Origin of the sequence: Cellulomonas chitinilytica, assembly GCF_016862675.1 — a bacterium.
Classification (GTDB): Bacteria; Actinomycetota; Actinomycetes; order Actinomycetales; family Cellulomonadaceae; genus Cellulomonas; species Cellulomonas chitinilytica.
Genome location: NZ_BONK01000005.1, coordinates 121930 through 148023, shown reverse-complemented (window position 1 = coordinate 148023; position 26094 = coordinate 121930). Strand labels below are relative to the sequence as shown.

The window sequence follows — 26094 nt, the reverse complement described above, 5'->3', positions numbered from 1 at the left end:
GTTCGGTCGCTCGCGGTCAGCGAGCGGGCTCCGACGTGCTCTCCTCGTCGTCCTGCGCGTTAGGGGGTTCTCGCAGGAGGGTCGTGTCGCGCCCAGGATGCCGGCGCCCGACCACCACGAACGCTACCAGCGCGCCGAGGCCCACGATGATCGACGTCCAGACGTTGAGGCGGAGCCCGAGGATGTGGTGCGCCGTGTCGATCCGGAGCAGCTCGATCCAGAGGCGTCCGGTCGTGTAGACGACGACGTAGAGCCAGAAGACGCGGCCGTGCCCGAGGCGGTAGCGCCGGTCCAGCCAGATCAGCAGGGCCGCGCCCGCGAGGTTCCACACGATCTCGTACAGGAACGTCGGGTGGAACAGGGTGCCGGGCTCGTAGCCCGGGGGCAGGTGGGCGTCGTCGATCTGCAGGCCCCACGGCAGGCTCGTCGGGCCGCCGAACAGCTCCTGGTTGAACCAGTTGCCGAGCCGGCCGATCGCCTGCGCGACGAGCAGGCCCGGCGCGAGCGCGTCGGCGAACGGGGCGAGCCGCACACCGTTGCGGCGGCACCCGATCCACGCGCCGACCGCACCGAGCGCGACGGCCCCCCAGATCCCGAGGCCGCCCTCCCAGATCGCGAACGCCCGCAACGGTTCACCGCCCGCACCGAAGTACGCGTCCGGCGACGTGATGACGTGGTAGATCCGGCCGCCGAGGATGCCGAAGGGCACCGCCCAGAACGAGATCTCGAGCACCGTGTCGGCATCGCCGCCACGCTCCACCCACCGTCGCCGGGTCATCCAGAGCGCGACGACGATGCCGAGGAGGATCGCGAACGCGTACGCCCGGACCGGGAAGGGCCCGAGGTGCCAGACGCCCTGGGACGGGCTGGGGATCGAGGTGGCGAGCGCCCTCACCGGGCGACCCCGGCGGACGAGGCCACGCCGGCGGCGAGGTCGGCCGTCAGCCGGGCGAGCGCGTCGAGACCGGCGGCGGGCGTGCCCGCGTCCTGCGCGTCGAGCAGCGTCCGGACGAGCGCCGAACCCACGATGACACCGTCCGCGTACGCGCCGACCTGGGCCGCCTGCTCCGGGCGGGAGACGCCGAGCCCCACGCACACGTGCTCCGCACCCGCGGCCCGGGTGCGCGTCACGAGCTCCTCGGCGCGCGGGCCCACGGTCGCACGCTCGCCCGTGACACCCATCGTCGACGCCGCGTAGACGAAGCCCCGCGAGGCCGCCGCGGTCGACGCGAGGCGCTCCGGGGTCGAGCTCGGCGCGACGAGGAACACCCGGTCGAGACCGTGCGCGTCCGACGCGGCCATCCACTCCGCGGCCTCGTCCGGGATGAGGTCCGGCGTGATGAGCCCCGCGCCGCCCGCGGCGGCCAGGTCGCGCGCGAACGCGTCGACGCCGTAGCGCAGGACGAGGTTCCAGTACGTCATGACGAGGATCGGTGCACCGCGACCGGCGACCTTCTCGACGGCGTCGATCGTGTCCCGCACGCGGGCGCCCCCGACGAGCGCGGCGTCGGCGGCCCGCTGGATCACGGGGCCGTCCATCACCGGGTCGGTGTACGGGACCCCGAGCTCCACGATGTCGACGCCCGCGTCGATCATGGTCCGGACCGCCTCGACCGACCCGCCCACGGTCGGGTACCCGACCGGCAGGTACCCGATGAGCGCGGCGCGCCCCTCGGCCGCCCTCAGCGCGTCCAGCCGCTCGCCGACCTGCGACCGTACGACCACGCTCACAGCTGCTCCCCCTCGTCGGCCAGCACGACCGGCTCGTCCTCGATCAGGCCGAACCACGCGGCGGCGGTCGCCACGTCCTTGTCGCCGCGACCCGACAGGTTCACCAGCAGCACGGGCTCCTGACCGTCCTCGCGCCACGCCGACGCCTCGCGGCCGATCTGGATCGCACCGGCGAGCGCGTGCGCCGACTCGATCGCGGGGATGATCCCCTCGGTGCGGCACAGCAGGCGGAACGCCTCCATCGCCTCGACGTCCGTCACCGGCCGGTAGTCCGCGCGGCCGATGTCGTGCAGCCAGGCGTGCTCGGGCCCGACGCTCGGGTAGTCGAGCCCCGCCGACACCGAGTGGCTCGGCAGCGTCTGCCCGTCCTCGTCCTGGAGCAGGTACGACTTCGCGCCGTGCAGCACGCCCGGCGCACCGCCGCGGAACCGCGCGGAGTGCCGGCCGGACTCGATGCCCTCTCCCCCGGCCTCGAACCCGAACAGGCGGACGTCGGGGTCGTCGAGGAACGCGTTGAAGATGCCCATCGCGTTCGACCCGCCGCCGACGCACGCCGCGACGGCGTCGGGCAGGCGGCCGATCTCCTCGAGGAGCTGCGCGCGGGCCTCCTCGCCGATGACCCGGTGGAAGTCGCGGACCATCTCGGGGAACGGGTGCGGGCCCGTGACGGTGCCGAGCAGGTAGTGCGTCGTCTCGACGTTCGCGACCCAGTCGCGCAGCGCCTCGTTGATCGCGTCCTTGAGGGTGCGGGTGCCGATCGTGACCGGCACGACCGTGGCGCCGAGCAGCTCCATCCGGGCGACGTTCAGCGCCTGACGGCGGGTGTCCTCCTCGCCCATGTACACGGTGCACTCGAGGTCCATGAGCGCCGCGGCGGTGGCCGTCGCGACGCCGTGCTGGCCGGCGCCCGTCTCCGCGATGAGGCGGGTCTTGCCCATGCGCTTCACGAGCAGCGCCTGGCCCAGCACGTTGTTGATCTTGTGCGAGCCGGTGTGGTTGAGGTCCTCACGCTTGAGGAACACCCGCACGCCCTCGCCGACGTGGCGCGCGAACCGCGGCACCTCGGTCAGCGGGCTCGGCCGGCCCGTGTAGGTGCGGTGGAGCCGGGCGAGCTCCTTGCCGAACGCCGGGTCGGTGAGCGCCTTGTGGTACTCGGTGTCGATCTCGTCCAGCGCGGCGATCAGCGCCTCGGGGACGAAACGGCCGCCGAAGTCACCGAAGTACGGGCCGAGGTGGGCCGCGAGCGGACCGCCGCCGGAACGGATGTCCCGGATGCCGGGGACGTCGGGCCGTCCGCTCACCGGCGCACCGCCCGCAGCGACGGGTGCGCACCCGCGGCCACCAGGTCGGCGACCGAGTTGCGAGGAGCGTCGTCCGTGACGAGCGCCTCGCCGACGAGCACCGCGTCGGCACCGGCGCGCGCGTAGTCCACGACGTCGTGCGGGCCGCGCACGCCCGACTCCGCGATCTTCACGATGTGCGACGGGATGGACGGTGCGACCCGCGAGAACGTGGTCCGGTCCACCTCGAGCGACTTGAGGTTCCGCGCGTTGACACCGATCACGCGCGCACCGGCGTCCACCGCCCGTGCGACCTCCTCGGTGTCGTGCACCTCGACGAGCGCCGTCATGCCGAGCGAGTGGACCCGCTCCACGAGCGACTCGAGCACGGTCTGCTCCAGCGCCGCGACGATGAGCAGCACCACGTCGGCGCCGTGCGCGCGCGCCTCCCACACCTGGTACGGCGTGACCACGAAGTCCTTGCGCAGCACGGGGATGTCGACCTTCGCCCGCACGGCGTCGAGGTCCGCGAGCGAGCCCTTGAACCGGCGCTCCTCGGTGAGCACCGAGATGACCGCCGCGCCGCCCTTCTCGTACTCCACGGCGAGCGCGGCCGGGTCCTTGATCGCCGCCAGCGAGCCCTTGCTCGGGCTCGAGCGCTTGACCTCGGCGATCACCGTGACCGCGTCCTCGACGCGCAGGCGCGCCACCGCGTCGAGCGCCGACGGCCGCTTGGCCGCGAGCTCCTTGACGAGCGCCAGCGGCGTCGCCGCCTCTCGGACGGCAAGGTCCTCCCTGACGCCTGCGACGATGTCGTCCAGCACGGTCATCGAAGCCTCACCCCTTCCCCGGTGCGGAGCCGTCCCGCTGCCCTCGGTGGCGACGGAGTCTCCGCAGGCCATCGTAGAGGCGTCCGGGGGTGACCCCGACCACACACCGGTCCGTGGGACCGCGACGGCCGGGACAGACCGGATCCGGACGATCCGGTCGAGCGGTCAGGGCGCCAGCCAGGGGGCCAGCGCGGGCACGTTGCGCAGCACGCCGAACACCAGGACGACCGCCAGGCCGACCCATCCCGCCCGGACGGGGATCGCCCGGGACGGCCGGCCGGTGGCCGCCGCGGTGAACCACCGCAACCACAGCGCCGCGACGAGCGGCACGGCCAGCACCCACAACGGGTTCATGCCCCACGCGCCGGCGAGGTCGCCGTGGGCGAGGTCGTGCGTCGCGCGCAGGCACCCGCACGCGGGGCACGAGAGCCCGGTCAGGGCCTTGAGGGGGCACACCGCATAGCTGCCCGGCACGTGCGGGTCACGCATCGCGAGCAGCACCGTGCCGGCCGCCGTCCCGGCAGCGACGACGAGCGGGCGACGGACCCGTGCGAACGTGTCGGCACGCGACCCCCGAGCCGTTGCCGTCCCGGCGAGGCCCGGTGCGGCACCCGGCTGCCCGGTCGACCCGGCGTCAGTAGCCGGACGTGCCCGCATCGATGCCGGCCACGCCGATGATGATCGCCCAGGCGACGATGCCGAGGACGGACAGGCCCACGCCGATCCAGCCGAGGATCACCCCGGCCGAGCCGAGGCCACCGTTGTTGGCCTGCCCCTCGGCCACGGCGCGCTTCGCGTTGTTGCCGACGATGATGGCCGGGATGCCGGCGAAGAAGCCGCACCCGAGGGCGATGCTGGCGATGCCGAGCACGAGCGCCCACACGCCGAGCGAGTTCTTCGGGTACACGTACCCGTACTGACCGGCTCCGTACGGGGTCGCCGCGGGGTACTGCCCGGCCGGCGGGTACTGCCCGGCCTGCGGGTACTGGCCGGCCGGGTACTGCGGAGCCGGCGGGTACTGCGACGCCTCCGGGCCCTGCCCGTACGTCGGGTACTGAGGCGCCGGCGGGTACTGCGACGCCGACGGGTCCGGAGGCGGCGTCGGTGCACCGTAGGGGGACGCCGGGTCCTGGGGCGTGCCGCCACCGGTCGGGTTCTGCGGGTCCTGGGGGGTCGACATCGGTCCTCCTCGGTGGGTCCCGGCGGGAGCCGGGGGTCGTACGGCGTTCCTCACGCTGCGCTGGAGCCGAGCTGCTCGACGAGCGCCCCGCGCGACCTCTCCGGGAGGTGCGACCTCGGTGGCTCAGTGACCGCCGGAACGAGCCTGGCGGGCGAGCGTCGCCGCACCGCCCTGGCCGTGCCCGAGGACCTGGAGCACCTTGCCGAGGATCAGCGTCACGACGATGACGCCGAGGCCGACCCAGAACAGCCAGACGACGGCGAACGCCATCGCGAGGCCGGCGACGACGGCACCGGCGACGACCCCGTACGTGGTGAACCAGGCGGCGAACGTCTTGCCGTGGTTCGTCGGCGGCGCGCTCGGCGGCAGGTGGATCGTCTCGGTGCGGGTGGGGTGCTGCGCGCGGTGCGCAAGGGACTGGTCAGCCATCAGGTGGTGCCCTTCGTGCGGGATTCGAGCATCACCTTATCGGACCGCGACCTGCGCACGACGTCCTCACGACGGGTCGTCGCCCCGGCTCAGCGCGTCCCACGCCGAACGTTCGTCGTCCGGCCCGTCGACCGCGCGGCCCGCCGCCGCCTCGTGCCGGCGCGAGGCCCCGGCCCACCCGGCCGACGACCGGACGAACCAGAGCGCGCCGAGCACGACGACGGCCCCCGCCACGACCGCGACCCAGGGCCACGCCGTGGTCTGCACGGGCCCGGAGATGTGCCCCACCCCCGTGACCTCCGCGACGACGGGTGCCGCGGCGGCCAGCGGGTCGGCGATCACCGAGCCCGCAGCCACGGCGACGAGCACGCCGCACCCCAGGACGACGACCGCGACGACCCACCGCCCGACGCGGCCGACCAGGGCGACGGCGGCGGCCGCCGCGAGCAGCGCGACAGCCGCGGCGAAGATCCCCGGCGCGACCTGCGAGCCCGAGACGGACACGGGCACGGTGCCCCGCAACGGCGTCGTCCCGGTCGTGGTCAGCCAGGTCGGCAGCGCCGGGACCGCGGAGACGACCGCGAGCAGGACCATCACACCCGCGGCACGCCCACGCGTGCCGCGCCGGGGCGCCGGCGTGGGCGCCCGTCCGCCGGGAGCGGCCGCCGTCATGCCCCCGCCCGGCGCAGCCGGGACGCCGTCTGGACCGCCCGCACCGCGGCGGCAGCCTTGTTCCGCGACTCCTCGTACTCGAGCGCGGGCACCGAGTCGGCGACGATCCCGCCGCCCGCCTGGACGCTCGCGCGGCCGTCACGGATGAGCGCGGTCCGGATCGCGATCGCCATGTCCATGTCGCCCGCGAAGTCGAAGTACCCGACGGTGCCGCCGTAGATGCCGCGCCGGGCGGGCTCGAGCTCGTCGATCAGCGCGATCGCCCGCGGCTTCGGCGCCCCCGACAGCGTGCCGGCAGGGAAGGTCGCGACGAGCGTCTGCAGCGCCGTGGCCCCCGCCCGGAGCCGCCCGACGACCGTCGAGCAGATGTGCATGATGTGCGAGTACCGCTTGACCTCCATGAACTCGACCACCTCGACGCTGGTCGGCTCGCACACCTTGACCAGGTCGTTGCGGGACAGGTCGACGAGCATGATGTGCTCCGCCCGCTCCTTGGGGTCGGCGAGCACCTCGTCCTGCAGGGCGCGGTCCTCCTCGGGCGTCGCGCCGCGCGGTCGCGAGCCGGCGATCGGGAACGTGACGACCCGGCCGTCCGTCACCTTGACGAGCGTCTCCGGGCTCGACCCGACGACCGCGAAGTCCGCGCCGTCCGCGTCCTGCAGCTGCAGGTAGTACATGTACGGGCTCGGGTTGATCGTGCGCAGCACGCGGTACACGTCGAGCGGGGCCGCCGGGCAGTCCAGGTCGAGCCGCTGCGAGAGGACGACCTGGAACACCTCGCCGTCCCGGATCGCCTCCTGGCCGATCCGCACCTGCTGCTCGAACTCCTCGCGCGTGGAGCGGAACGCGAGCTCGGGCTCGTCGGCGTCCACCAGGACCGACACGTCGGGGTCGACCGGGTGCAGCAGGAGGGCCTGCATCGCGTCGAGCCGGGCGACGGCGTCCGCGTGCGCCTCGTCGACGCGCTCGTCGGTGTCGTCGAAGTTGATCGCGTTCGCGACCAGCCACACCGACCCGTCCTGATGGTCGACGACGGCGAGGTCGGTCGCCAGCAGCAGCGTCAGCTCGGGCACCCCGAGCTCCTCCGGCGCCTTGGCGGGGAGCGTCGGCTCCCAGTGGCGCACGATGTCCCAGCCCAGCGCGCCGACGAGCCCGCTGGTGAGCGGCGGCAGACCGGGCACGGCCGGGGTCCGCAGCACGTCGAGCGTCTGCTCCAGGACCTCGAGCGCGTCGCCCTCCGTCGGCACGCCCACCGGCACGTCGCCGACCCAGACGGGCGCGCCGTCGCGGACGGTGAGCGTGGCGCGGGACCGGACGCCGACGAAGGACCAGCGCGACCAGGTGCCGTCGGACTCGGCCGACTCGAGGATGAACGTGCCGGGACGTCCCGCCGCGAGCGACCGGTACAGGCCCACCGGGGTCACGTCGTCGGCGAGGAGCCGCCGGACCACCGGGATGACCCGGCGATCGCGAGCCAGGCCCCGGAACGTGCCGACGGCCGGCCACGTCGCACCCCAGGGGACGTCCGCTGCGACGATGCCGGGGGTGACGCTGGGCGCGGTCATCGGGTTCCTCCCACAGGGGTCTCGGGCCGCTGGCCCACGACGGCGGGCAGGGCCCCGCCCGCCTCGAAGCAGGTGTGCGCACCGGTGTGGCACGCGGCGCCGACCTGGTCGACCTGCACGAGCAGGGCGTCGCCGTCGCAGTCGATGCTCACGGCCTTGACGTACTGCGCGTGGCCGGACGTGTCGCCCTTGCGCCAGTACTCCTGCCGGGACCGGCTCCAGAACGTGACGCGGCCGGTGGTGAGCGTGCGGCGCAGCGCCTCGTCGTCCATCCAGCCGACCATGAGAACCTCGTGCGAGTCGTGCTGCTGCACGACGGCGGCCACGAGGCCGTGCTCGTCGCGACGCAGGCGGTCGGCGACGGCGGGGTCGAGCAGGACGTCGGCGGGGCGGGGACCAGGACCGTTCTCAGGCACGGACCGATCCTGCCACGGCGAGCTCACCGGCCCGCCCGGCGTCCAGGTGTCAGTGCTCCTCACAGGCGCCTCAGCGGCACCTCAGCGCGTCTGGGCCACCCATGCCTCGTGCATCGCGGAGTACGTGCCGCCCTGCGCGACGAGACCGGCGTGGGGTCCCACCTCGACGACGCGCCCGGCCTCCACGACGACCACCAGGTCCGCCGCCTCGGCCGTCGAGAGCCGGTGCGCGATCGTCAGCGTGCTGCGCCCGCGCGCGAGCTTCTCGAGCGCCCGTGCGATGCGGACCTCGGTCGCGGGGTCGACGGCCGACGTGGCCTCGTCGAGCAGGAGCAGGTCCGGCGCCGCGAGGTACGCCCGCGCGAGGGCGACGAGCTGCCGTTCCCCGGCCGACAGCGACTCGCCGCGCTGGCCGACGGGCGCCGACAGGCCACCGGCGAGCTCGTCGACCCACGGCCGCAGGCCCAGCGCGTCGATCGCCTCGGCCACCCGGGCGTCGTCGGGCGACGGCATCGCGCCGTCGGCGTCCCGCAAGCCGTAGGCGACGTTCTCCGCGACCGTGCCGTCGAACAGGAAGCCCTCCTGCGGGACGAGCACGACCCGGCGGCGCAGGTCGGCGAGCGGGACGTCCCGCAGGTCCACGCCGTCCAGCAGCACGCTCCCGCTCGTCGGGTCCATGAGCCGGGCGACCAGGCGCGCGATCGTCGTCTTGCCGGAACCGGTCGCCCCCACGACGGCGACCGACGCGCCGGCCGGGACGGTCACCTCGACGTCGTGCAGCACCGGCGGGCCGTCCGGGTACGCGAACCCGACCCCGCGCAGCTCCACGGTCGCCGCGCCGCGCGGGCTCGGCACCCCGGCCGGTCCCGCGTCGACCACTGACACCGGCGTCTCCAGGATGCCCAGCACGCGGCGCCACCCCGCGGTCGCGTTCTGCAGCTCGTTGAGGATCTCGGTGGCCTGCTGGACGGGGCCGGTGAACATCTGGACCAGGAAGAGGAACGCCAGCAGCCGGCCCGCGGTCAGCTCGCCGGCGATCCCGAGGTACGTGCCGGCGACCACGACGACCGCGAGGACGAGGTTGGCGACCAGCACACCGCTCGAGAAGACCACCGCGACGAGGTTCTGCGCCCTGATCATCGCCCGCCGCGTCGCGACGACGGCCGCGTCCACCCGGCGCTGGGTGCGGGCGGCGACGCCGTACGCCCGGATCGTCTGCGCGCCGACGACGGCCTCGGAGATGGACCCGAGCATGGCGCCGTACTGCTCGCGGACCGCGGTGTACCGGGCGTTGACCCGCTTCTGCAGCGGACGCAGCGCCACCACGAGCGGGACGAAGCCGAGCCAGACGAGCAGCGTGAGCTGCCACGAGTAGACCGACATCAGGACCGTCGCGACGCCGATCTGCAGCACCGAGACGAGCAGCATGATGCCGCCCCACTGCACGAACAACGAGATCGTGTCGACGTCGGACGTGACGCGCGAGACGAGCGAGCCGCGCCGCTCCGTGTTCTGCGTGAGGACCGACAGGTCGTGCACGTGCCGGAACGCGCGCGTGCGCAACGTCCACAGGCCCGCCTCGCTGGACCGGAACAGGCGCACGTTGACGAACGCCGAGCACGCCGCGCCGACCAGCAGACCGAGCGCGGCCACACCCGCGAGCGTCGTGACCCGGGACACGTCGGGGCCACCCGCGGCGAGGATCCCCGTGTCGACGGTCTGCTGCACGGCCACGGGGACGAGGACCTTGCCGAGCGACGCGACGACGGCGAGCAGGAGGGTCACGCCCAGCCCCTGCACGAGCTGCGGGGACACCTGGACGCCCCGCCGGAGCGTCGCGAGGACGCCCAGCCCCGCGGCCGGGGCGAACCGGTGGTCGGCGCTCACGCGTGCTCCTCGACGACCTCGGTCGCGTCCTCGTCGGCCCGTTCCGCGGCCCGCCGGGCCGACTCCTGCTCGTACGCGGTGGCGAGCTCGCGGTACCCCGGGTCGCGTGCGAGGAGCTCGGCATGGGTGCCGCGGTCGACGACCAGGCCGCCGTCGACGTGCACCACCTCGTCGGCGAGCAGCACCGACGACATGCGATAGGCGACGAGCAGGACGGTCGGCGACCCCTGCGCGCCGCGCAGGCCGGTGAGGATCGCCTGCTCGATGCGGGGGTCGACGGCGGACGTGGCGTCGTCGAGCACGAGCACGCGCGGTCGCCGGACCAGAGCACGGGCCAGGGCGAGCCGCTGCCGCTGTCCTCCGGAGAGGTTCGCGCCACGCTCGCCGAGCGCCGCGTCCAGCCCGCCGGGCAGCGCCCGGACCACGTCGTCGACGTGCGCGAGGCGCAGCGCGTCCCACACCTCGTCGTCGGTCGGTGACCCCGGGTCGCCGACGTCGGCGAGGGTGACGTTCCCGCGCACCGTGTCCTCGAAGACGAACGTGCTCTGCGCGACGAACGCGACGTGCCGGGTCAGGTCGGCGGCGGCCAGCTGGCGCAGGTCGATGCCGTCGACCAGCACCGCACCGGTCGTCGGGTCCGCGAGCCGGCTGACGAGCGACACCAGGGTCGTCTTGCCGGCGCCGGTCGACCCGACCACGGCGACGGTCCGGCCGGGCGCGACGGCGAGGTCGACGCCGCGCAGGAGCTCCACCGGGCCGGTGTGCCCCGGCACGGTGAGGTGGACGTCGCGCAGCTCGACCCGGGCGCCCGGACCCCGTGGCTCCCACCTGGTGGTGCCGTCGGGCAGCTCGCCGCGCGCGTCCAGCACGCGTGAGATCCGGTCGTAGCCGACGAGGGCCCGCGGCGCCTCCCCGAGGACCCACCCGAACGCCCGGACCGGGACCGCGAGGAGGGTCAGCAGGTAGGCCGCGGCCACCACGTCGCCCGTCTCGACGCGCCCCTCGGTCACCTGGACCGTGCCGACGACCAGCACGAGCAGCGTCCCGAGGCTCGGCAGCAGGTCGATCACCGGGTCGAAGAGCGCACGGACCGTCCCGACCCGCACGTTCGCGTCACGCAGCTGGGCGGCCCGGTCGGCGAACCGGACCTCCTCGCGGTGCTCGGTGCCGAGGGCCTTGACCAGCAGCGCCGCCTCGAAGCTCTCGTGGGCGACGTCGGCGACCTCGGCCCGCAGCTGCTGCGCCTTCCCGACCGCGGGCGACATGTGCCGCTGGAAGACGACGTTCGCGACGATCGCCAGCGGGAGTACGACGAGAGCCGCCAGCGCGAGCCACACGTCGGTGCGGAACAGCGCCACGGCCGCCACCGCGAGCATCACGACGACCCCGAGCGCGAACGGCAACGGGTTGAAGATCGAGGTCGCCGCCTCGACGTCCGCGCTCGCGTTCGACAGGAGCTGGCCCGTGGGGTGCCGCCGGTGCCACGACATCGGCAGTCGGAGGTACTGGCGGGTGACGGCTTCCCGGTGGTCCGCCTGGATCATCGCGTACCCCTTGCCGGCGAACACCCGCCGGCCCGCGACCGACAGGCTCAGGGTGAGCGCGACGAGGACGAGCGCCAGACCCGCCACCCAGATGTCCCCGCGCGCCTCCGCGTCACCCGCCAGCGCCGGCACCACGACCCGGTCCGTCACCGCCCCGAGCACCCGGCTGACCCCGACGGTGACGGCCCCGAACACCGCGGAGGTGCCGATCGCGAGACCGTACGTGCCGGGGTGCGCACGCATGCCCCGGGCCATGAGGGTGACGGCGCGGCGCACCGCGGAACCGGTGAGAGCCATCGACCGTGACGGCTCGACTCGCGTGCGCACGCCAGACCTTCCGGGGGACGAAGGGGGACGCGACGATCTTCTCATGGAACGTTCCAACCCCCCGCTCCCGGGAGCCGTGCGAGCATGCGGGGATGACCTGGCACCAGCACGAACGCGCCGCGCTCGCGCAGGCCCTCGCGGCCGTCCCGCCCGACGCGCCGACGCTCTGCGAAGGCTGGGAGGCCCGCCACCTCGCCGCGCACGTGGTGCTGCGGGAGAGCTCCCCGCTCGTCGGCGCCGGCATCGTCGTGCCGGCGCTCGCCGACCGCACCGAACGGGCCATCCAGGAGCTCGGCGACTCCGCGGCGACGCCCGGGGCGTACCGCGACCTCGTCGCACGCGTCGCCGCGCCGCCCGCCGCCTGGCACCCCATGTCGTGGGCCGGCGACGCGGCGAACCTCGTCGAGCTCTTCGTGCACACCGAGGACGTCCGGCGGGGAGGCGGGCCCGTCGCGCCCCGGACGCTCGACCCCGAGCTCGCCGAGGCGCTGTGGCGCCAGCTCGTGCGCAACGCGCCCCTGCGGTCGCGCGGCACCGGGGTCGGCCTCGTGCTCGTCCGGCCCGACGGCGTCCGCCGCCGCGTCGCGAAGGCCCGGGGAGACCACGGGACGGTCGTGGTCCGCGGCGAGGTCGGCGAGCTGCTGCTGCACGCGTTCGGTCGCGGACGTGCCGCCGACGTCACGCCCGAGGGCGCACCGCACGACGTGGCCGCGCTGGAGCGTCGGCTGCCGGCCTGAGGCACCCCGGACCGACAAGGCCCACGATCAGCGGACGGTGATCCCCGCGTCGCGCAGCCCGTCCTTCACCTGGCGCACCGTGAGCTGCCCGAAGTGGAACACGCTCGCCGCCAGCACCGCGTCGGCGCCCGCCCGGGCCGCCTCGACGAAGTGCTCGACCGTGCCCGCTCCCCCGCTCGCGATCAGCGGCACGTGCACGACGCCCCGCACGTCGCGGATCATCTCCAGGTCGAACCCGTCCTCGGTGCCGTCCGCGTCCATCGAGTTCAGCAGCACCTCGCCGGCCCCGAGCTCGGCGGCGCGCGCGGCCCAGACGACCGCGTCGATGCCGGTCCCCCGCTTGCCGCCGTGCGTCGTCACCTCGTACCCGGACTCCGTGCGCACGTCCCCCGTGACGCGACGCGCGTCGATCGAGATGACGAGCACCTGGCTGCCGAACCGCTGGGCGATCTCCGAGATCACCTCGGGGCGGGCGATCGCGGCGGTGTTGACGCCGACCTTGTCGGCACCCGCCCGCAGGAGCTTGTCCACGTCGTCGGTCGACCGGACGCCACCACCCACGGTGAGCGGCACGAAGACCTCCTCCGCGGTGCGGCGCACCACGTCGAACGTCGTGTCCCGGCCCGCGAGCGACGCCGACACGTCGAGGAACGTCACCTCGTCGGCGCCCTCCGCGTCGTACCGGCGGGCGAGCTCCACCGGGTCGCCCGCGTCACGCAGGTTCTCGAAGTTGACGCCCTTGACGACACGACCGGCGTCGACGTCGAGACAAGGGATCACGCGCAGGGCCAGCGTCACTTGGTGCCTCCGTCCGGGGTGCCCGTGGCAAGGATGTCGATCACGAAGACGACAGTCTGCCCCGCGAGCTCGGGGCTCTCGGTGACGCCCAGGGCGTACGTCGGCGGCACCACCAGCATCACCTGGCTGCCGACGGGCTGGTCGACCAGGCCCTCCTGCCAGGCCTCCACGTCCTGCAACGAGAAGGACACGGGAAGCCCGTTGTGCCACGTCGAGTCGAACGCCTCGCCGGTGGTCCACGCGAAGCCCGTGTACTGCACGGTGATCACGTCGCCCTCCGCGACCTGGTCCCCCGTGCCCCGGACGAGCGCCTGGACGACGAGGTCGGCCGGTGGGTCCGTGCCCGTCGGCGTGATCGACGGGGCGCCGTTGTCCGCCAGCGTCACGGCCGGGAGATCCTCGCGCGGCGGCACCGGTTCGCCGTCTGCACGCGTCGGGAGCACGTCGAGCACGGTGACCGTCGGATAGTCCAGCGCACCCGAGCCCGACCCGGGGCTCACCTGCAGCAGCCGGGCACCCACCTGCTGACCCTTGAGCGTCTTGTACAGGTCGGTCCCGAGGTCCTCCTCGGTGAGCAGCCGCGGCGTCGGGTTCGACGTGAAGCTCTCGTCGACGAGCGAGGCGTCCGTCGCGTTCTCGAGCCAGAAGTCGATGAGGACCGGCCCGCCCTCCACGAGCTCGGGACCGGTGCCCGGCCACACCGTCTCGCGGTAGGTCTTCGACACCTCGAGCGGCGTCACGTACGTGACGGTCGGGGCCTCGCCGGGCTCACCCGTGACGGTGACGTCCGGGTTCGAGGTCGCGTCGGCGGTGCACCCCGCGAGGGCGACCAGCGCCAGGACCGCGGCGGCAGCCGTGACACGCAGTCGTCGCACGGTGTTCCTTCCTGGTGGGGCGCGCACCCGGGCACGGGCACGACGGTGTCCCGGCCGCGGACGGCCGAGCACCGCCACACTGTACGGCCCGGGACCGTGAGGCCGAGGTCGCGGCTACATCGACTCGATGAGCCTGTCCACGCGCTCGTCGACGCTGCGGAACGGGTCCTTGCACAGCACCGTCCGCTGCGCCTGGTCGTTGAGCTTCAGATGGACCCAGTCGACCGTGTAGTCGCGCCGGGCCTCCTGCGCGGCCCGCACGAAGTCGCCGCGCAGCTTGGCCCGGGTCGTCTGCGGGGGCACCGCCGTCGCCTCGAAGATCTCCAGGTCGGTGCTGACCCGCTCCACGAGACCTTTCGCGGCCAGCAGGTTGTACAGCCCCTCGGTGCGCGAGATGTCGTGGTACGCCAGGTCGAGGCGCTGGACGCGCACGTCCGAGAGCTCCAGGCCGTGCTTGGCGCGGTAGCGCTCGATGAGCTTGTACTTGATGACCCAGTCGAGCTCCCGGTCCACGAGCGACAGGTCCCCGGTGCGCAGCGCGCGCAGGCCCCGCTCCCACAGGTCGAGCACCATCTTCGTCTCGGGCGTCGGGCCCCCGTCCGAGGACACGAAGTCCGTCACCCGCGCCAGGTACTCCTCCTGCAGGTCGACCGCCGTCACCGTCCGGCCGTTCGCGAGCACGACCGGGTGCATCCCCGTCATGTCGTGGCTGATCTCCCGGATGGCCCGGATCGGGTTCTCGAGCGACATCTCCCGGATCGGGATGCCCGCCTCGATCATGCGCAGCAGCAGGTCCGTCGTGCCGACCTTGAGCATCGTCGTCGTCTCGGACATCGAGGAGTCACCCACGATCACGTGCAGCCGCCGGTAGTGCTCGGCGTCCGCGTGCGGCTCGTCCCGCGTGTTGATGATGGGCCGGGACCGCGTCGTCGCGCTGGAGACCGCCTCCCAGATGTGGTCGGCGCGCTGCGACAGGCAGTAGACGGCGCCGCGGGGCGTGCTCAGGACCTTGCCCGCACCGGTGAGGATCTGGCGCGTGATGAGGAACGGGACCAGCACGTCCGACAGCCGCGAGAAGTCGCCCTGCCGGCGCACGAGGTAGTTCTCGTGGCAGCCGTAGGAGTTGCCCGCCGAGTCCGTGTTGTTCTTGAACAGGTGGATCTTGCCGGGCAGCCCCTCGTGCTCGAGGCGCTGCTGGGCGTCCGCGACGAGACCTTCGAGGATCCGCTCGCCCGCCCGGTCGTGCGCGACGAGCTGGCGCACGTCGTCGCACTCGGCCGTCGCGTACTCGGGGTGCGAGCCGACGTCGAGGTACAGCCGCGAGCCGTTGCGCAGGAACACGTTCGACGAACGGCCCCACGCGACGACCTTGCGGAACAGGTAGCGCGCGACCTCGTCGGCCGACAGCCCGCGCCCGTCCTGGGCGGCGCACGTCACGCCGTACTCGGTCTCCAGGCCGAAGATCCGTCGGTCCATGCCTGCTCCCCGCTCCCCTCGTCGTTCCCTGCTCGCCGGCCGGTCAGTCCGTGCCGACGTCGGCGCCCGGCTGGGGCGTCGCCAGCAGGTCCTCGAGCAGCGCACCCGTCAGGCGGCGGAACGCGCGCCGCGGCCGCGTCCTGTCCAGCACCGCGACCTCGAGCTGCTGCGCGGGGATGGCCCGCACCTCGCCGCCGTCCTCCCCCGCCGAGCCGAGCACCCGCACGCCGAGCGCGAGGACCTCGGGGAGCGTCATCCCGGGCGACCAGCCGTCCTCGAGGAGCCCGCCGAGCCGGTCGGCCTGGCCGCCCATGACGACGAACCCGTGCTCGTCCGCCACCGAGCCGTCGTAGGACAACCGGTAGATCTGGTCGCCCGCCGGCGCGCGGCCGACCTCGGCCACGCAGAGCTCGACCTCGAGCGGCTTCGACTCCGTCGTGAACACCGTGCCGAGCGTCTGCGCGTACGCGTTCGCCAGGCCGCGGGCCGTGACGTCCTCACGGTCGTACGAGTAGCCGCGCAGGTCCGCGTACCGCACGCCCGCGACGCGCAGGTTCTCGAACTCGTTGTACTTGCCGACCGCGGCGAACGCGATCCGGTCGTAGATCTCCGAGACCTTGTGCAGCGCCCGGGACGCGTTCTCGGTCGCGAAGGCGATGCCGTCGTCGTACTGCAGGACCACGACGGACCGGCCGCGGGCGATGCCCTTGCGCGCGTAGTCCGCCCGGTCCTTCATCAGCTGCTCGGGCGCGACGTAGAACGGCATGCTCATCGGGCGGCACCTCCCCGCCCGCGGTGGGCCTCTCGACGTTCCTGCTCCACGCGCTCGACGATCTCGCCGAGCTGCTCGTCGCCCGCGCGCAGGTAGCCGGCGGCCGTGACGGTCGCGACGACGGGCCAGATCCGCCGGACCGTGTCCGGGCCGCCCGTCGCCGAGTCGTCGTCCGCTGCGTCCACGAGCGCCTCGACGGCGACCCGCACGGCACCGTCGGCGTCGAGACCGGGACGCCACAGCTTCTTGAGGGAGCCGCGGGCGAACACCGACCCGGAACCCACCGAGTGGTGGTCGTGCTCCTCGTAACGCCCGCCCGTGACGTCGTACGAGAAGATCCGCCCGACGCCGCGGTCCAGGTCGAACCCGCCGAACAGCGGCACGACCGCCAGGCCCTGCATCGCGAGCCCGAGGTTGCCCCGGATCATCGTCGCGAGCCGGTTGGCCTTGCCGTCGAGCGACAGCAGACTGCCCTCGATCTTCTCGTAGTGCTCGAGCTCGAGCTGGAACAGGCGCACCAGCTCGACGGCCAGGCCCGCGGCGCCGGCGATGCCCACGGCCGAGTACTCGTCCGCCGGGAACACCTTCTCGATCTCGCGGCTCGCGATCATCGGGCCCATGGTGGCCCGGCGGTCGCCCGCCATGACGATGCCGCCCTCGAACGCGAGCGCGACGATCGTCGTGCCGTGCGGCGCCGCCACCTCAGAGGTCGGCAGCGGCCTGTGCCCCGGCAGCAGCTGCGGGGCGTACCCCGCGAGGAAGTCCACGAACGACGACGAGCCTGGGGTGGTGAACGCGTGCGGCAGCCGCCCGGAAGTGGTGGCGTCGGGCCCCGGAGTCCATGGCGTCATCGGCGCTCACTGACCGCCCTTCTGGACGAAGCCCCGCACGAACTGCTCCGCGTTCGACTCGAGCACGTCGTCGATCTCGTCGAGCAGCGCGTCGACCTCCGCGTCCCGGGCCTGAGCCGAGGGCGTGGCGGGCGTCGGGGTGTCCGGGCCGTCGACCGGCTCCTCGTCGTCGCGGCGGGGCCGCACCTGTTCCTGACCAGCCATGAAGACCTCCCCGTGCACCGACGATCCTTCTCGACACCACCCTAGGCCCATCCTCCGACGCATCCGGGTCGCGCGCCCGAGTCCCGGACAACCTGGGCAGGTCAGGACACCACGACGGGGCCGCAGGTGCCGGCTCGACCGTCGTCAGGAACCGAGCGCGACGAGGAGCGACGCGGCGTCGGGGCAGCGGTCCAGCAGGTCGCCGACGTGCGCCTGCGTCCCGCGCAGCGGGTCCCGCATGGGGACGCGCTGCAGGGTCGCCGCGCCGGGCACGTCGAACACCACCGAGTCCCAGCTCGCCGCCGAGATCTCACCCCCGTAGCGGGCCACCACCTCACCGCGGAAGAACGCCCGCGTGTCGGCGGGCGGGCGGGCGACGGCATCGTCGACCTGCTCGGGGGTGACGAGCAGGTCCACCGCGCCCGCGGCCACGAGGCGGTGGTACAGGCCGCGCTCCGGTCGGACGTCCGACCACTGCAGGTCCACCGCGGCGAGCCGCGGGTGGTCCCACGCCAGCCTGTCCCGGCGGCGCATGCCCTCGAGGAGCCGCAGCTTGGCGAGCCACTCCACCTGCCGCGCGCACGACGCGGGGTCGGTGCCCAGGGCCGCGAGCAGGGCCTCCCACCGCGCCAGCACGTCGACGGTCTGCGCGTCCCGCTCGCCGCCGACGTGGTCGAGAGCGGTCCGGACCGCGGCGAGGTACTCCCGCTGGATCTCGAGGGCGGTCAGCCGCCGCCCGTCCGCCAGCTCGAGGCGGGCCGTCAGGGTCAGGTCGTGGCTCACGGTGTGCACCGCCGACACGGGGTCGCGCAGCGTCAGGCGGTCCACCATCGCGAGCCCGCCCCCGGCACCACCGTCGGCGACCGCCCGCTCGATGAGCCACAGCACGAGCGACGCCGTGCCCAGACGCAGGTACGTCGCGACCTCCAGCATCGTCGCGTCGCCGATGATGACGTGCAGGCGGCGCCACCGGTCGGGGTCGGCGTGCGGTTCGTCGCGCGTGTTGACGATCGGGCGGCGCAGCGTCGTCTCGAGCCCGATCTCGGCCTCGATGTAGTCGGCCCGCTGGGACAGCTGGAACCCGGGCTGCTCGCCGCGCTGACCGATCCCGACCCGCCCGGCGCCCGTGAACACCTGGCGGGTGACGAGGAACGGGATGAGGCGTGCGGCCAGGTCGCCGAACGGCACGGCCCGCTCCACGAGGTAGTTCTCGTGCGTGCCGTACGTGGCGCCCTTGCCGTCGACGTTGTTCTTGTAGAGCGCCACGTCGGGCAGCGCCGCGGTCGAGGCGAGCGCCCGCACCGAGGCGAGCATGACCAGCTCGCCCGCCCGGTCCCAGCGGACCGCGTCGAGCGGGTTCGTGACCTCCGGCGACGAGTACTCGGGGTGCGCGTGGTCGACGTACAGCCGCGCGCCGTTCGTGAGGATGACGTTCGCGGCGCCGGGGTCCTCGTACTCCTCGGTGGTCGCGCGCGGCAGGGCCTGCGGTCCGTCGGACGACGCCTTCGCGTCCCCGGACGGGGCCGGCGCCGTCGGGTCGTCCGTGAGCAGCGACGGGTGCGCGGACGCCCGCTGCAGGTGGAAGCCGCGCGCGTCGTGCAGCGGGTCCTCGTCGTCGTAGTCCCAGCGCGCCTTCGTGCGAGCGCCCTCGCGGGCGGCGGCGTGCACGGCGACGACGTGGCTCGACAGCAGCATCGGGTTGGCCAAGGGCCGTCCGGGCTGGAGGATCCCGTACTCGGTCTCGATCCCCATCACGCGGCGCACGGTCACGGGTCCACCCTAGGTGGCCGGTGACCGTGCGCCGGGCGCGTGCTCAGAGGTACTGACCCGTGCTCGTGACCGTCTCGATGGTCCGCGAGCCGTCGGTGCCCTTCTTGCCCTGGACGATCGTGCGGATGAACACGATCCGCTCGCCCTTCTTGCCGGAGATCCGGGCCCAGTCGTCGGGGTTGGTCGTGTTCGGCAGGTCCTCGTTCTCGCGGAACTCGTCGACGCACGCGTTGAGCAGGTGGTCGACCCGGATGCCGCGCTGGCCCGTCGAGAGCAGGTCCTTGATCGCCGACTTCTTGGCCCGGTCGACGACGTTCTGGATCATCGCGCCCGAGTTGAAGTCCTTGAAGTAGAGGACCTCCTTGTCGCCGCTCGCGTACGTCACCTCGAGGAAGCGGTTCTCCTCGCTCTCGGTGTACATCCGCTCGACGACCCGCGTGATCATCGCCTCGACGGCCTCAGCCGCGGAGTCGCCGTGCTCGTGGATGTCGTCGGGGTGGATCGGCAGGTCCGGCGTGAGGTACTTGCCGAAGATCTCGCGGGCGCCCTCGGCGTCGGGCCGCTCGATCTTGATCTTCACGTCGAGCCGACCGGGGCGCAGGATCGCGGGGTCGATCATGTCCTCGCGGTTCGACGCACCGATGACGATGACGTTCTCGAGCCGCTCGACGCCGTCGATCTCGCTGAGCAGCTGCGGGACGATCGTCGTCTCGACGTCGCTCGAGACGCCCGTGCCGCGCGTGCGGAACAGCGACTCCATCTCGTCGAAGAACACGACGACCGGGTGCCCCTGCGACGCCTTCTCGCGGGCCCGGGCGAAGATCAGGCGGATGTGCCGCTCGGTCTCGCCGACGTACTTGTTCAGCAGCTCCGGGCCCTTGACGTTGAGGAAGTAGCTGCGCGCCTCCGTGAGGTCGTCGCCGCGCGCCTCCGCCGCCGTGGCGGCGAGCGAGTGGGCGACGGCCTTCGCGATGAGCGTCTTGCCGCACCCCGGCGGGCCGTACAGCAGCACGCCCTTGGGCGGCTTGAGCCCGTGCTCGCGGAACAGCTCGGGGTGCAGGAACGGCAGCTCGACGGCGTCACGGATGGCCTCGATCTGCGGCCCGAGCCCGCCGATGTCCGTGTAGTCGATGTCGGGCACCTCCTCGAGGACGAGCTCCTCGACCTCGGCGCGCGGGATGACCTCGAACACGAACCCGCTGCGCGAGTCGATCGTGAGCGCGTCGCCGATGCGGACCGGGGCGTCGAGCACCTGGCCCGCGAACCGGACGACCCGCTCCTCGTCGCCGCGACCGACCACGAGGGCGCGGCCCTCGCCGAGCATCTCCTTGACGGTGACGATCTCGCCGACCTTCTCGTACCCGCCCGCCTCGACGACCGTGAGCGCCTCGTTGAGCATGACCTCCTGGCCGGGCTTGAGCCGGTGCACGTCGATCGCGGGGCTCGCGCCGACGTGCATCTTGCGGCCGGACGACACCACGTCGACGCTGCCGTCGGTGCGGGCGCCGAGGAACGTCGCGTACGTCCCGGGCGGCTTGGCGAGGTCGTCGACCTGGCGCTTGAGGTCGAGGATCTGCTCTCGTGCGGCCACCAGAGCCTCGCTGAGGCGCTCGTTCTTCGCCGCGAGCACCGCGAGCTCGCGCTGCAGGTCACGTCCAGGGGCGTTCGGGTCGGTCATGTCTCGGCCTCCGTTCCGCGTCGTACCGGGGTGTGTCTCGAACCACGTCTGCCACCACCGTGCACGGCGCTGTGCCTGCTGGTCCGACGACCCTAACCACCAGTGTCAACCGGTCTGCGCGAACAGGTGCGGTGTGTCCGGAACGTCTCGCGGTGCGGACGCGGGTCCGGTGGACGAGACGCCCGAGCGTGACCGCAGCCCTCAGTCGGTGGGCGCCTGCCCCACGTCGCGGCGCGCGCGGCGCAGCTTCTTGTCCGAGACCGCACGCTCCCCCATCGCCTCGGGCGACCAGAGCTCGGGGTCCGCCGCCGGGGCGCCGTCCTCCCCGACGGGGTACGCGCCCTTCGCCGGACGACGGCGGCGCAGCGGCGCCTCGACGCCGTCGGCGAGCCGCCGCGTGGTGAGCAGGAACCCGGTGTGCCCGATCATCCGGTGCTGCGGGCGCACCGCGAGGCCCTCCAGGTGCCAGCCGCGGACCATCGACTCCCACGCCTCCGGCTCCGTGTACCGGCCGTCCGACCGCACGTCCTCGGCGAGCCTGGACAGCTGGGTGGTCGTGGCGACGTACGCGATGAGGACGCCCCCGGGGGCGAGCGCCCGGGCGGCGACGTCGAGGTTCTCCCAGGGTGCGAGCATGTCCAGCACGACCCGGTCGACGGAGCCGGGCTCCGCGACGACCGGCAGCACGTCCGCGAGGTCGCCGACGGACAGCCGCCACGCGGGGTGCGGGCCACCGAAGAAGCCCTCGACGTTGCCGCGCGCGATCGCGGCGAAGTCCTCGCGCCGCTCGATCGAGTGCAGCGAGCCGCCGTCACCGACCGCGCGCAGCAGCGACATCGTCAGCGCGCCCGAGCCGACCCCGGCCTCGATGACGCGCGCACCGGGGTAGATGTCCGCCATCGCGACGATCTGGCCCGCGTCCTTGGGGTAGACGACCGCCGCGCCACGCGGCATCGACAGCACGTAGTCCGCGAGCAGGGGCCGCACCGCGAGGTACTCGATGCCCGCCGTGTTCCGGACGACCGAGCCCTCGGGGGCACCGATCAGCTCGTCGTGCGTGAAGTAGCCGCGGTGGGTGTGGAACGTCCCCCCGGGGGCCAGGGTGATCGTGTGCAGCCTGCCGCGCGGGTCGGTGAGCTGCACGCGGTCACCCGTGCGGAAGGGACCGCGCCGCTGTGCGGCGCCGGCGGGCTGGGAGTCGGTGGTCACGGGCCACCAGTCTAGGAGCCCGACGCACCCCGGCCGGTCGCCTAGGACCGGATCGCGGCGATGACGTCCGTCGCGCGGATGAGGCCGACGACCCGGCCGTCGACGGTCGCCGCGACGACCGGGGCGAGCCGGGTGGCCTGCCCGACCGCCTGGACGAGGGCCGAGCCGGTCAGCGACGCGTCGACGACGGCCCCCACCGGCAGCGGCACGGCGACCGCCGTCACGGGTGTGGTGCCCGCCGCCTCCGCGGGTACGGACGCGGCGGCGGCGCGGTCGACGTAGGCCGCGGGACGGCCGTCGGGCGACAGGACGACGACCTCCTGCGCGCCGGCCGCGGCCGCGGCCGCACCGGCACGTGCCACCGAGTCGGCGTGCCCGACGGTCGCCGCGCGGCGGCCCACGGTGGCGAACGTGACCTGGTCGACCGCGCGCTGCGCCTTGCCCCCGCGCACCGCGCCGGACGCGCCGGACCACAGGAACGCGCCGATGAGCGCCGCCCACAGCACCTCGCCGATGTTCGGCTGGTAGCCCTGCACGAGCGGCAGCAGCAGGGCCCAGGCGAACACGCCGACCGCCACGACACGACCGCACCAGCCGGCGACGACCGTGCCGGTGTGCCGGTCCTTCGTGGCCGCCCAGACGACCGCCTCCAGCACGCGCCCCCCGTCGAGCGGCAGGCCGGGGACGAGGTTGAACAGACCCACGAAGCCGTTCGTGATCGCACCGGAGTACAGCAGCAGGCTCGTGATCCCGGGCTCGCCCGACGAGGTCGCGTCCACCGCGCGCGCCGCGACGAGGAACACCCCGCCGAGGACGAGGTTCGCGAGCGGCCCCACCACGGCGATCAGCGCGCTCGTGGCGGGCGTGGGCGCCGCACCGCCGAACGACGTGTGGCCGCCCCACAGCGTGAGCACGAACTCGTGCGGCTGCTGGCCCCGGGCCCGGGCGACGAGCCCGTGCGCCAGCTCGTGCACGAGCACCGACGCGAAGAGCAGGACCACGAACACCAGGGCGACGACGTACACGCCCGCGCCGACGTCCCCGATCCGGCTCCGCACCGTCGGCGCGAACAGCAGCGTGAGGACGAGCGCGGCGAGCAGCCAGCTCGGCGCCAGGATGATCGGCGCGCCGGCCGCACGGCCGATGACCCAGCCGGAGGTCCGTCGGGCGGGGGGCGGGGTGCTCACGCGATCAGCCTAGGTGGCGCGACGCGCGGGCCCGTGCGGCCTGCATGTCGGTGCCGGCGCCTACCCTCGTCGTGTGAGCTCTCAGGACGTCGACGAGGTGGTGCCGGACCTGGCGACGGCGCAGGACGACTCCGTGGAGGAGCTCGTCGAGGCGCAGGTCGAGGCGACCGCCGCGCGGCCGCCCTCGAAGCCGGGTCTGTCGCCGTCGCGCGCGAACGACTTCCTGCAGTGCCCGCTGATGTTCCGGCTCCGGGTCGTGGACCGCCTGCCCGAGCCGCCCAGCGTCGCGGCCGCGCGTGGCACGCTCGTGCACGCGGTGCTCGAGCACCTCTTCGACCTGCCCGCGGTGGAACGCACGCTCGAGGCCGCCACCGGCCTGCTCCCGCAGCGGTGGGACGAGCTGCGGGAACGCTCGCCCCAGGTGACCGAGATGTTCGCGACGCCCGACGAGCTCACGGACTGGCTCACGAGCGCCGAACGGTTGCTCGCCACCTACTTCACGCTCGAGGACCCGACCCGCCTGCAGCCGCGCGAACGGGAGCTGGCGGTGACGACGGAGCTCGAGGACGGGCCGCAGCTGCGCGGGATCGTCGACCGGGTCGACGTCGCGCCGAACGGGTGGGTGCGGGTCGTCGACTACAAGACCGGGCGGTCGCCCCGCGCGGGGTTCGAGAGCTCCGCGCTGTTCCAGATGCGGTTCTACGCCTACGTGATCTGGCGGACGAGGGGCGTGCTCCCGAAGCTGCTCCAGCTCGAGTACCTGGGCGACGGCGTCGTCCTCAAGCACGAGCCGACCGAGCCGGAGATGGTCACGTTCGAGGCGCGCGTGCGGTCCATCTGGGCCGGCATCCAGGAGACGGCTCGCACCGGCGACTGGCGGCCCCGGCCGTCGAAGCTGTGCGACTGGTGCTCGTTCCGCGCGCTGTGCCCGGCGTTCGGCGGAACGCCGCCGGAGGTGCCGGAGGGCGCCGTGGAGCGCGCGATCGGTGTGACTCCCCTGGCAGTGACGCCGGCCGCCTGACCGGTCAGCCGGCGGGGCGAAGGTCCAGCTCGTCGCCCCCGGCGATCCTCGCGAGGTCGTCGAGCGCGACGTCCTCGAGCGACGCCACCCGGCTCAGGCCGGGCCGTGGGGCGACCGGCTGCATGACCTCGATCGCGACGACCCGTGCACCCGACGCCACCGCCGAGGCGATGCCCGACCGCGAGTCCTCGAACGCGACGCACGCCGTGACGTCCACCCCGAGGCCCTCGGCGGCACGCAGGTACGGCTCCGGGTCCGGCTTCGGTCGTGCGACGTCGTCCCCGGCGACGACGACGTCGAAGAACGGCGCCGCCTGCGCGAACGGCTCCGCGAGCACACGGAACGACGACGTCACGAGGGCCATGGGCACACCCGCGGCCTTGAGGTCCTTCAGGAGGCGCTCCGCACCCGGCTGCCACGGGATGCCGGCGGCGACACCCGCGGCGACGCGGGAGTTGAGGAACGCCGCGATCTCGTCGTCCGGCAGGTCCACCCCGCGCGAGCGCAGGATGCCCGCCGAGACGTCCATCGAGCTGCCGACCATGTTGAGGCCGTCCTCGTGCGTCCACACACCGCCGTGCGCCTCGACGAGCTCGATCTCCGCCGCGATCCAGAACGGCTCGGTGTCGATGAGGGTGCCGTCCATGTCCCAGAGCACGGCGGGCGGCAGGGCGGGCGCGAGGACGTCGTCCGAAGGGGTAGGCATGGCCTCCATGCTAGGCACGCCCCGGCGCGCCCTCGGACCACCCCTTGCGAGGGTGCGCGGGGCAAGCGTCCTACGCTGGGTGGATGAGCGAGCACGGACCCGCAGAGCTCCCCGACGACGAGCCGGTGATGCTCGCCGCCTTCGAGGGCTGGAACGACGCGGGATCAGCCGCGACGCAGGCTCTCGAGCACCTCCACGAGGTGTGGGACGCCGAGCAGGTCGACGAGCTCGACCCGGAGGAGTACCACGACTTCCAGGTGAACCGGCCCGTCATCGGCCCCGGCCCCGACGGCACGCGGGAGATCACGTGGCCGACGACCGCGGTCGCCCTCGCGGACGCGAACCGGACCGGTCGCCGGGTGGTGCTCGTGCACGGGATCGAGCCGTCGATGCGCTGGCGGCGGTACTGCGCCGAGCTGCTCGACATCGCCGCCGGGATGGGCGTCCGTACGGTCGTGACGGTCGGGGCGCTGCTGGCCGACGTGCCGCACACCCGGCCGATCCCGGTGAACTCCACGAGCGAGGACCCGCACCTGCGCGAGCTCATCGGGCTCGACCCGAACACCTACGAGGGCCCGACAGGCATCGTCGGGGTGCTCCAGCACGAGGCGGCCGTCCGCGGGATGCGCGCGATGTCGTTGTGGGCGGCCGTCCCGCACTACGTGGCCCACCCGCCGTCGCCGAAGGCGACCCTCGCGATCCTGCACCGCATCGAGCAGCTCCTCGGCGAGCCCGTGCCGCTGGGCGAGCTGCCCGACGACGCGGTCGCCTGGCAGCACGGCGTCGACGAGCTGGCCGGTGAGGACAACGAGATCGGCGAGTACGTGCGCCAGCTCGAGGAGGCCAAGGACACGGCCGACCTGCCGGAGGCGAGCGGCGAGGCCATCGCGCAGGAGTTCGAGCGGTACCTGCGACGACGGGACAAGGGCACCGGCGGCTGACGGGCCCC

Annotated in this window: 26 protein-coding genes; 3 read left to right on the top strand and 23 right to left on the bottom strand. The window is 73.7% G+C overall.

Going from position 1 to position 26094, the window contains the following annotated elements:
* Window positions 1–16: 16 nt before the first annotated feature.
* The 12 genes from lgt to Cch01nite_RS08925 form a co-directional block, all read right to left on the bottom strand.
* On the bottom strand, window positions 17–895 hold the full coding sequence (gene lgt / locus Cch01nite_RS08980; RefSeq protein ID WP_203751595.1) for a prolipoprotein diacylglyceryl transferase: 879 nt from the start codon (window positions 893–895) through the stop codon (window positions 17–19).
* Window positions 892–1731, bottom strand: a complete 840-nt coding sequence (gene trpA / locus Cch01nite_RS08975) for a tryptophan synthase subunit alpha (protein WP_203751594.1) — start codon at window positions 1729–1731, stop codon at window positions 892–894. The genes lgt and trpA overlap by 4 nt, the downstream gene beginning before the upstream one ends.
* Window positions 1728–2996: a tryptophan synthase subunit beta gene (gene trpB / locus Cch01nite_RS08970; protein WP_203752167.1), complete on the bottom strand. Its 1269-nt coding sequence runs from the start codon at window positions 2994–2996 to the stop codon at window positions 1728–1730. The genes trpA and trpB overlap by 4 nt, the downstream gene beginning before the upstream one ends.
* Window positions 2997–3028: 32 nt before the next feature.
* Entirely contained in the window at window positions 3029–3841 is an 813-nt protein-coding gene (trpC, locus tag Cch01nite_RS08965) for an indole-3-glycerol phosphate synthase TrpC (protein ID WP_203751592.1), read from the bottom strand.
* A gap of 165 nt (window positions 3842–4006) precedes the next feature.
* Window positions 4007–4330 (bottom strand): DUF2752 domain-containing protein, encoded by a 324-nt coding sequence (locus Cch01nite_RS08960; RefSeq protein WP_239070145.1) that lies wholly within the window; start codon window positions 4328–4330, stop codon window positions 4007–4009.
* A 145-nt stretch (window positions 4331–4475) separates the two neighbouring features.
* Window positions 4476–5021 carry a DUF4190 domain-containing protein gene (locus tag Cch01nite_RS08955; RefSeq protein ID WP_203751588.1) on the bottom strand — a complete coding sequence of 182 codons (546 nt, stop codon included), beginning with the start codon at window positions 5019–5021 and terminating at the stop codon, window positions 4476–4478.
* Window positions 5022–5144: 123 nt separating this feature from the next.
* On the bottom strand, window positions 5145–5450 hold the full coding sequence (locus tag Cch01nite_RS08950; RefSeq protein WP_203751586.1) for an HGxxPAAW family protein: 306 nt from the start codon (window positions 5448–5450) through the stop codon (window positions 5145–5147).
* A 66-nt stretch (window positions 5451–5516) separates the two neighbouring features.
* A complete protein-coding gene (locus Cch01nite_RS08945) occupies window positions 5517–6044 on the bottom strand; it encodes a Trp biosynthesis-associated membrane protein (protein WP_239070143.1) in 528 nt (175 codons plus the stop codon).
* 74 nt (window positions 6045–6118) lie between these two features.
* The gene (locus Cch01nite_RS08940) at window positions 6119–7687 is read right to left on the bottom strand and encodes an anthranilate synthase component I (RefSeq protein ID WP_203751581.1); all 1569 of its coding nucleotides are present in this window, start codon (window positions 7685–7687) and stop codon (window positions 6119–6121) included.
* A complete protein-coding gene (gene hisI / locus Cch01nite_RS08935) occupies window positions 7684–8103 on the bottom strand; it encodes a phosphoribosyl-AMP cyclohydrolase (protein WP_203751578.1) in 420 nt (139 codons plus the stop codon). The genes Cch01nite_RS08940 and hisI overlap by 4 nt, the downstream gene beginning before the upstream one ends.
* A gap of 81 nt (window positions 8104–8184) precedes the next feature.
* Window positions 8185–9990, bottom strand: a complete 1806-nt coding sequence (locus Cch01nite_RS08930; protein ID WP_203751575.1) for an ABC transporter ATP-binding protein — start codon at window positions 9988–9990, stop codon at window positions 8185–8187.
* Window positions 9987–11831: an ABC transporter ATP-binding protein gene (locus Cch01nite_RS08925; RefSeq protein ID WP_203752164.1), complete on the bottom strand. Its 1845-nt coding sequence runs from the start codon at window positions 11829–11831 to the stop codon at window positions 9987–9989. The genes Cch01nite_RS08930 and Cch01nite_RS08925 overlap by 4 nt, the downstream gene beginning before the upstream one ends.
* A 122-nt stretch (window positions 11832–11953) precedes the next feature.
* On the opposite strand from Cch01nite_RS08925, the gene Cch01nite_RS08920 reads away from it, so the two are divergent.
* Window positions 11954–12598: a TIGR03085 family metal-binding protein gene (locus Cch01nite_RS08920; protein WP_203751572.1), complete on the top strand. Its 645-nt coding sequence runs from the start codon at window positions 11954–11956 to the stop codon at window positions 12596–12598.
* A 27-nt stretch (window positions 12599–12625) separates the two neighbouring features.
* Here Cch01nite_RS08920 and hisF read toward each other — a convergent pair whose 3' ends face one another.
* The 10 genes from hisF to Cch01nite_RS08870 form a co-directional block, all read right to left on the bottom strand.
* Complete coding sequence (gene hisF, locus Cch01nite_RS08915; protein ID WP_203751569.1) at window positions 12626–13396, bottom strand: imidazole glycerol phosphate synthase subunit HisF; 771 nt, start codon at window positions 13394–13396, stop codon at window positions 12626–12628.
* Entirely contained in the window at window positions 13393–14271 is an 879-nt protein-coding gene (locus Cch01nite_RS08910; protein ID WP_203751566.1) for an FKBP-type peptidyl-prolyl cis-trans isomerase, read from the bottom strand. The genes hisF and Cch01nite_RS08910 overlap by 4 nt, the downstream gene beginning before the upstream one ends.
* 114 nt (window positions 14272–14385) lie before the next feature.
* Window positions 14386–15747, bottom strand: coding sequence for a Pup--protein ligase (pafA, locus tag Cch01nite_RS08905; RefSeq protein WP_203751563.1), 1362 nt, complete (start codon window positions 15745–15747; stop codon window positions 14386–14388).
* A gap of 43 nt (window positions 15748–15790) precedes the next feature.
* On the bottom strand, window positions 15791–16519 hold the full coding sequence (prcA, locus tag Cch01nite_RS08900; RefSeq protein WP_203751560.1) for a proteasome subunit alpha: 729 nt from the start codon (window positions 16517–16519) through the stop codon (window positions 15791–15793).
* The gene (gene prcB / locus Cch01nite_RS08895) at window positions 16516–17370 is read right to left on the bottom strand and encodes a proteasome subunit beta (protein ID WP_203751557.1); all 855 of its coding nucleotides are present in this window, start codon (window positions 17368–17370) and stop codon (window positions 16516–16518) included. The genes prcA and prcB overlap by 4 nt, the downstream gene beginning before the upstream one ends.
* Before the next feature lie 6 nt (window positions 17371–17376).
* A complete protein-coding gene (locus Cch01nite_RS08890) occupies window positions 17377–17574 on the bottom strand; it encodes a ubiquitin-like protein Pup (protein ID WP_203751555.1) in 198 nt (65 codons plus the stop codon).
* A 144-nt stretch (window positions 17575–17718) separates the two neighbouring features.
* Window positions 17719–19344: a depupylase/deamidase Dop gene (gene dop, locus Cch01nite_RS08885; RefSeq protein ID WP_275407181.1), complete on the bottom strand. Its 1626-nt coding sequence runs from the start codon at window positions 19342–19344 to the stop codon at window positions 17719–17721.
* A 43-nt stretch (window positions 19345–19387) separates the two neighbouring features.
* Window positions 19388–21022: a proteasome ATPase gene (gene arc / locus Cch01nite_RS08880; RefSeq protein ID WP_203751553.1), complete on the bottom strand. Its 1635-nt coding sequence runs from the start codon at window positions 21020–21022 to the stop codon at window positions 19388–19390.
* Between the two features lie 201 nt (window positions 21023–21223).
* Window positions 21224–22231, bottom strand: coding sequence for a tRNA (adenine-N1)-methyltransferase (locus Cch01nite_RS08875; protein WP_203751542.1), 1008 nt, complete (start codon window positions 22229–22231; stop codon window positions 21224–21226).
* Window positions 22232–22272: 41 nt separating this feature from the next.
* A complete protein-coding gene (locus tag Cch01nite_RS08870) occupies window positions 22273–23418 on the bottom strand; it encodes a site-2 protease family protein (RefSeq protein WP_203751538.1) in 1146 nt (381 codons plus the stop codon).
* 73 nt (window positions 23419–23491) lie between these two features.
* Here Cch01nite_RS08870 and Cch01nite_RS08865 point away from each other — a divergent pair, with 73 nt between their 5' ends.
* Window positions 23492–24439, top strand: coding sequence for a RecB family exonuclease (locus tag Cch01nite_RS08865; protein ID WP_373309913.1), 948 nt, complete (start codon window positions 23492–23494; stop codon window positions 24437–24439).
* Between the two features lie 4 nt (window positions 24440–24443).
* On the opposite strand, the gene Cch01nite_RS08860 is transcribed toward Cch01nite_RS08865, so the two are convergent.
* Entirely contained in the window at window positions 24444–25145 is a 702-nt protein-coding gene (locus Cch01nite_RS08860; protein WP_239070140.1) for an HAD family hydrolase, read from the bottom strand.
* Window positions 25146–25228: 83 nt separating this feature from the next.
* Between Cch01nite_RS08860 and Cch01nite_RS08855 the strand changes: the two genes are divergently transcribed.
* Entirely contained in the window at window positions 25229–26086 is an 858-nt protein-coding gene (locus tag Cch01nite_RS08855; RefSeq protein ID WP_203751535.1) for a PAC2 family protein, read from the top strand.
* Window positions 26087–26094: the final 8 nt, after the last annotated feature.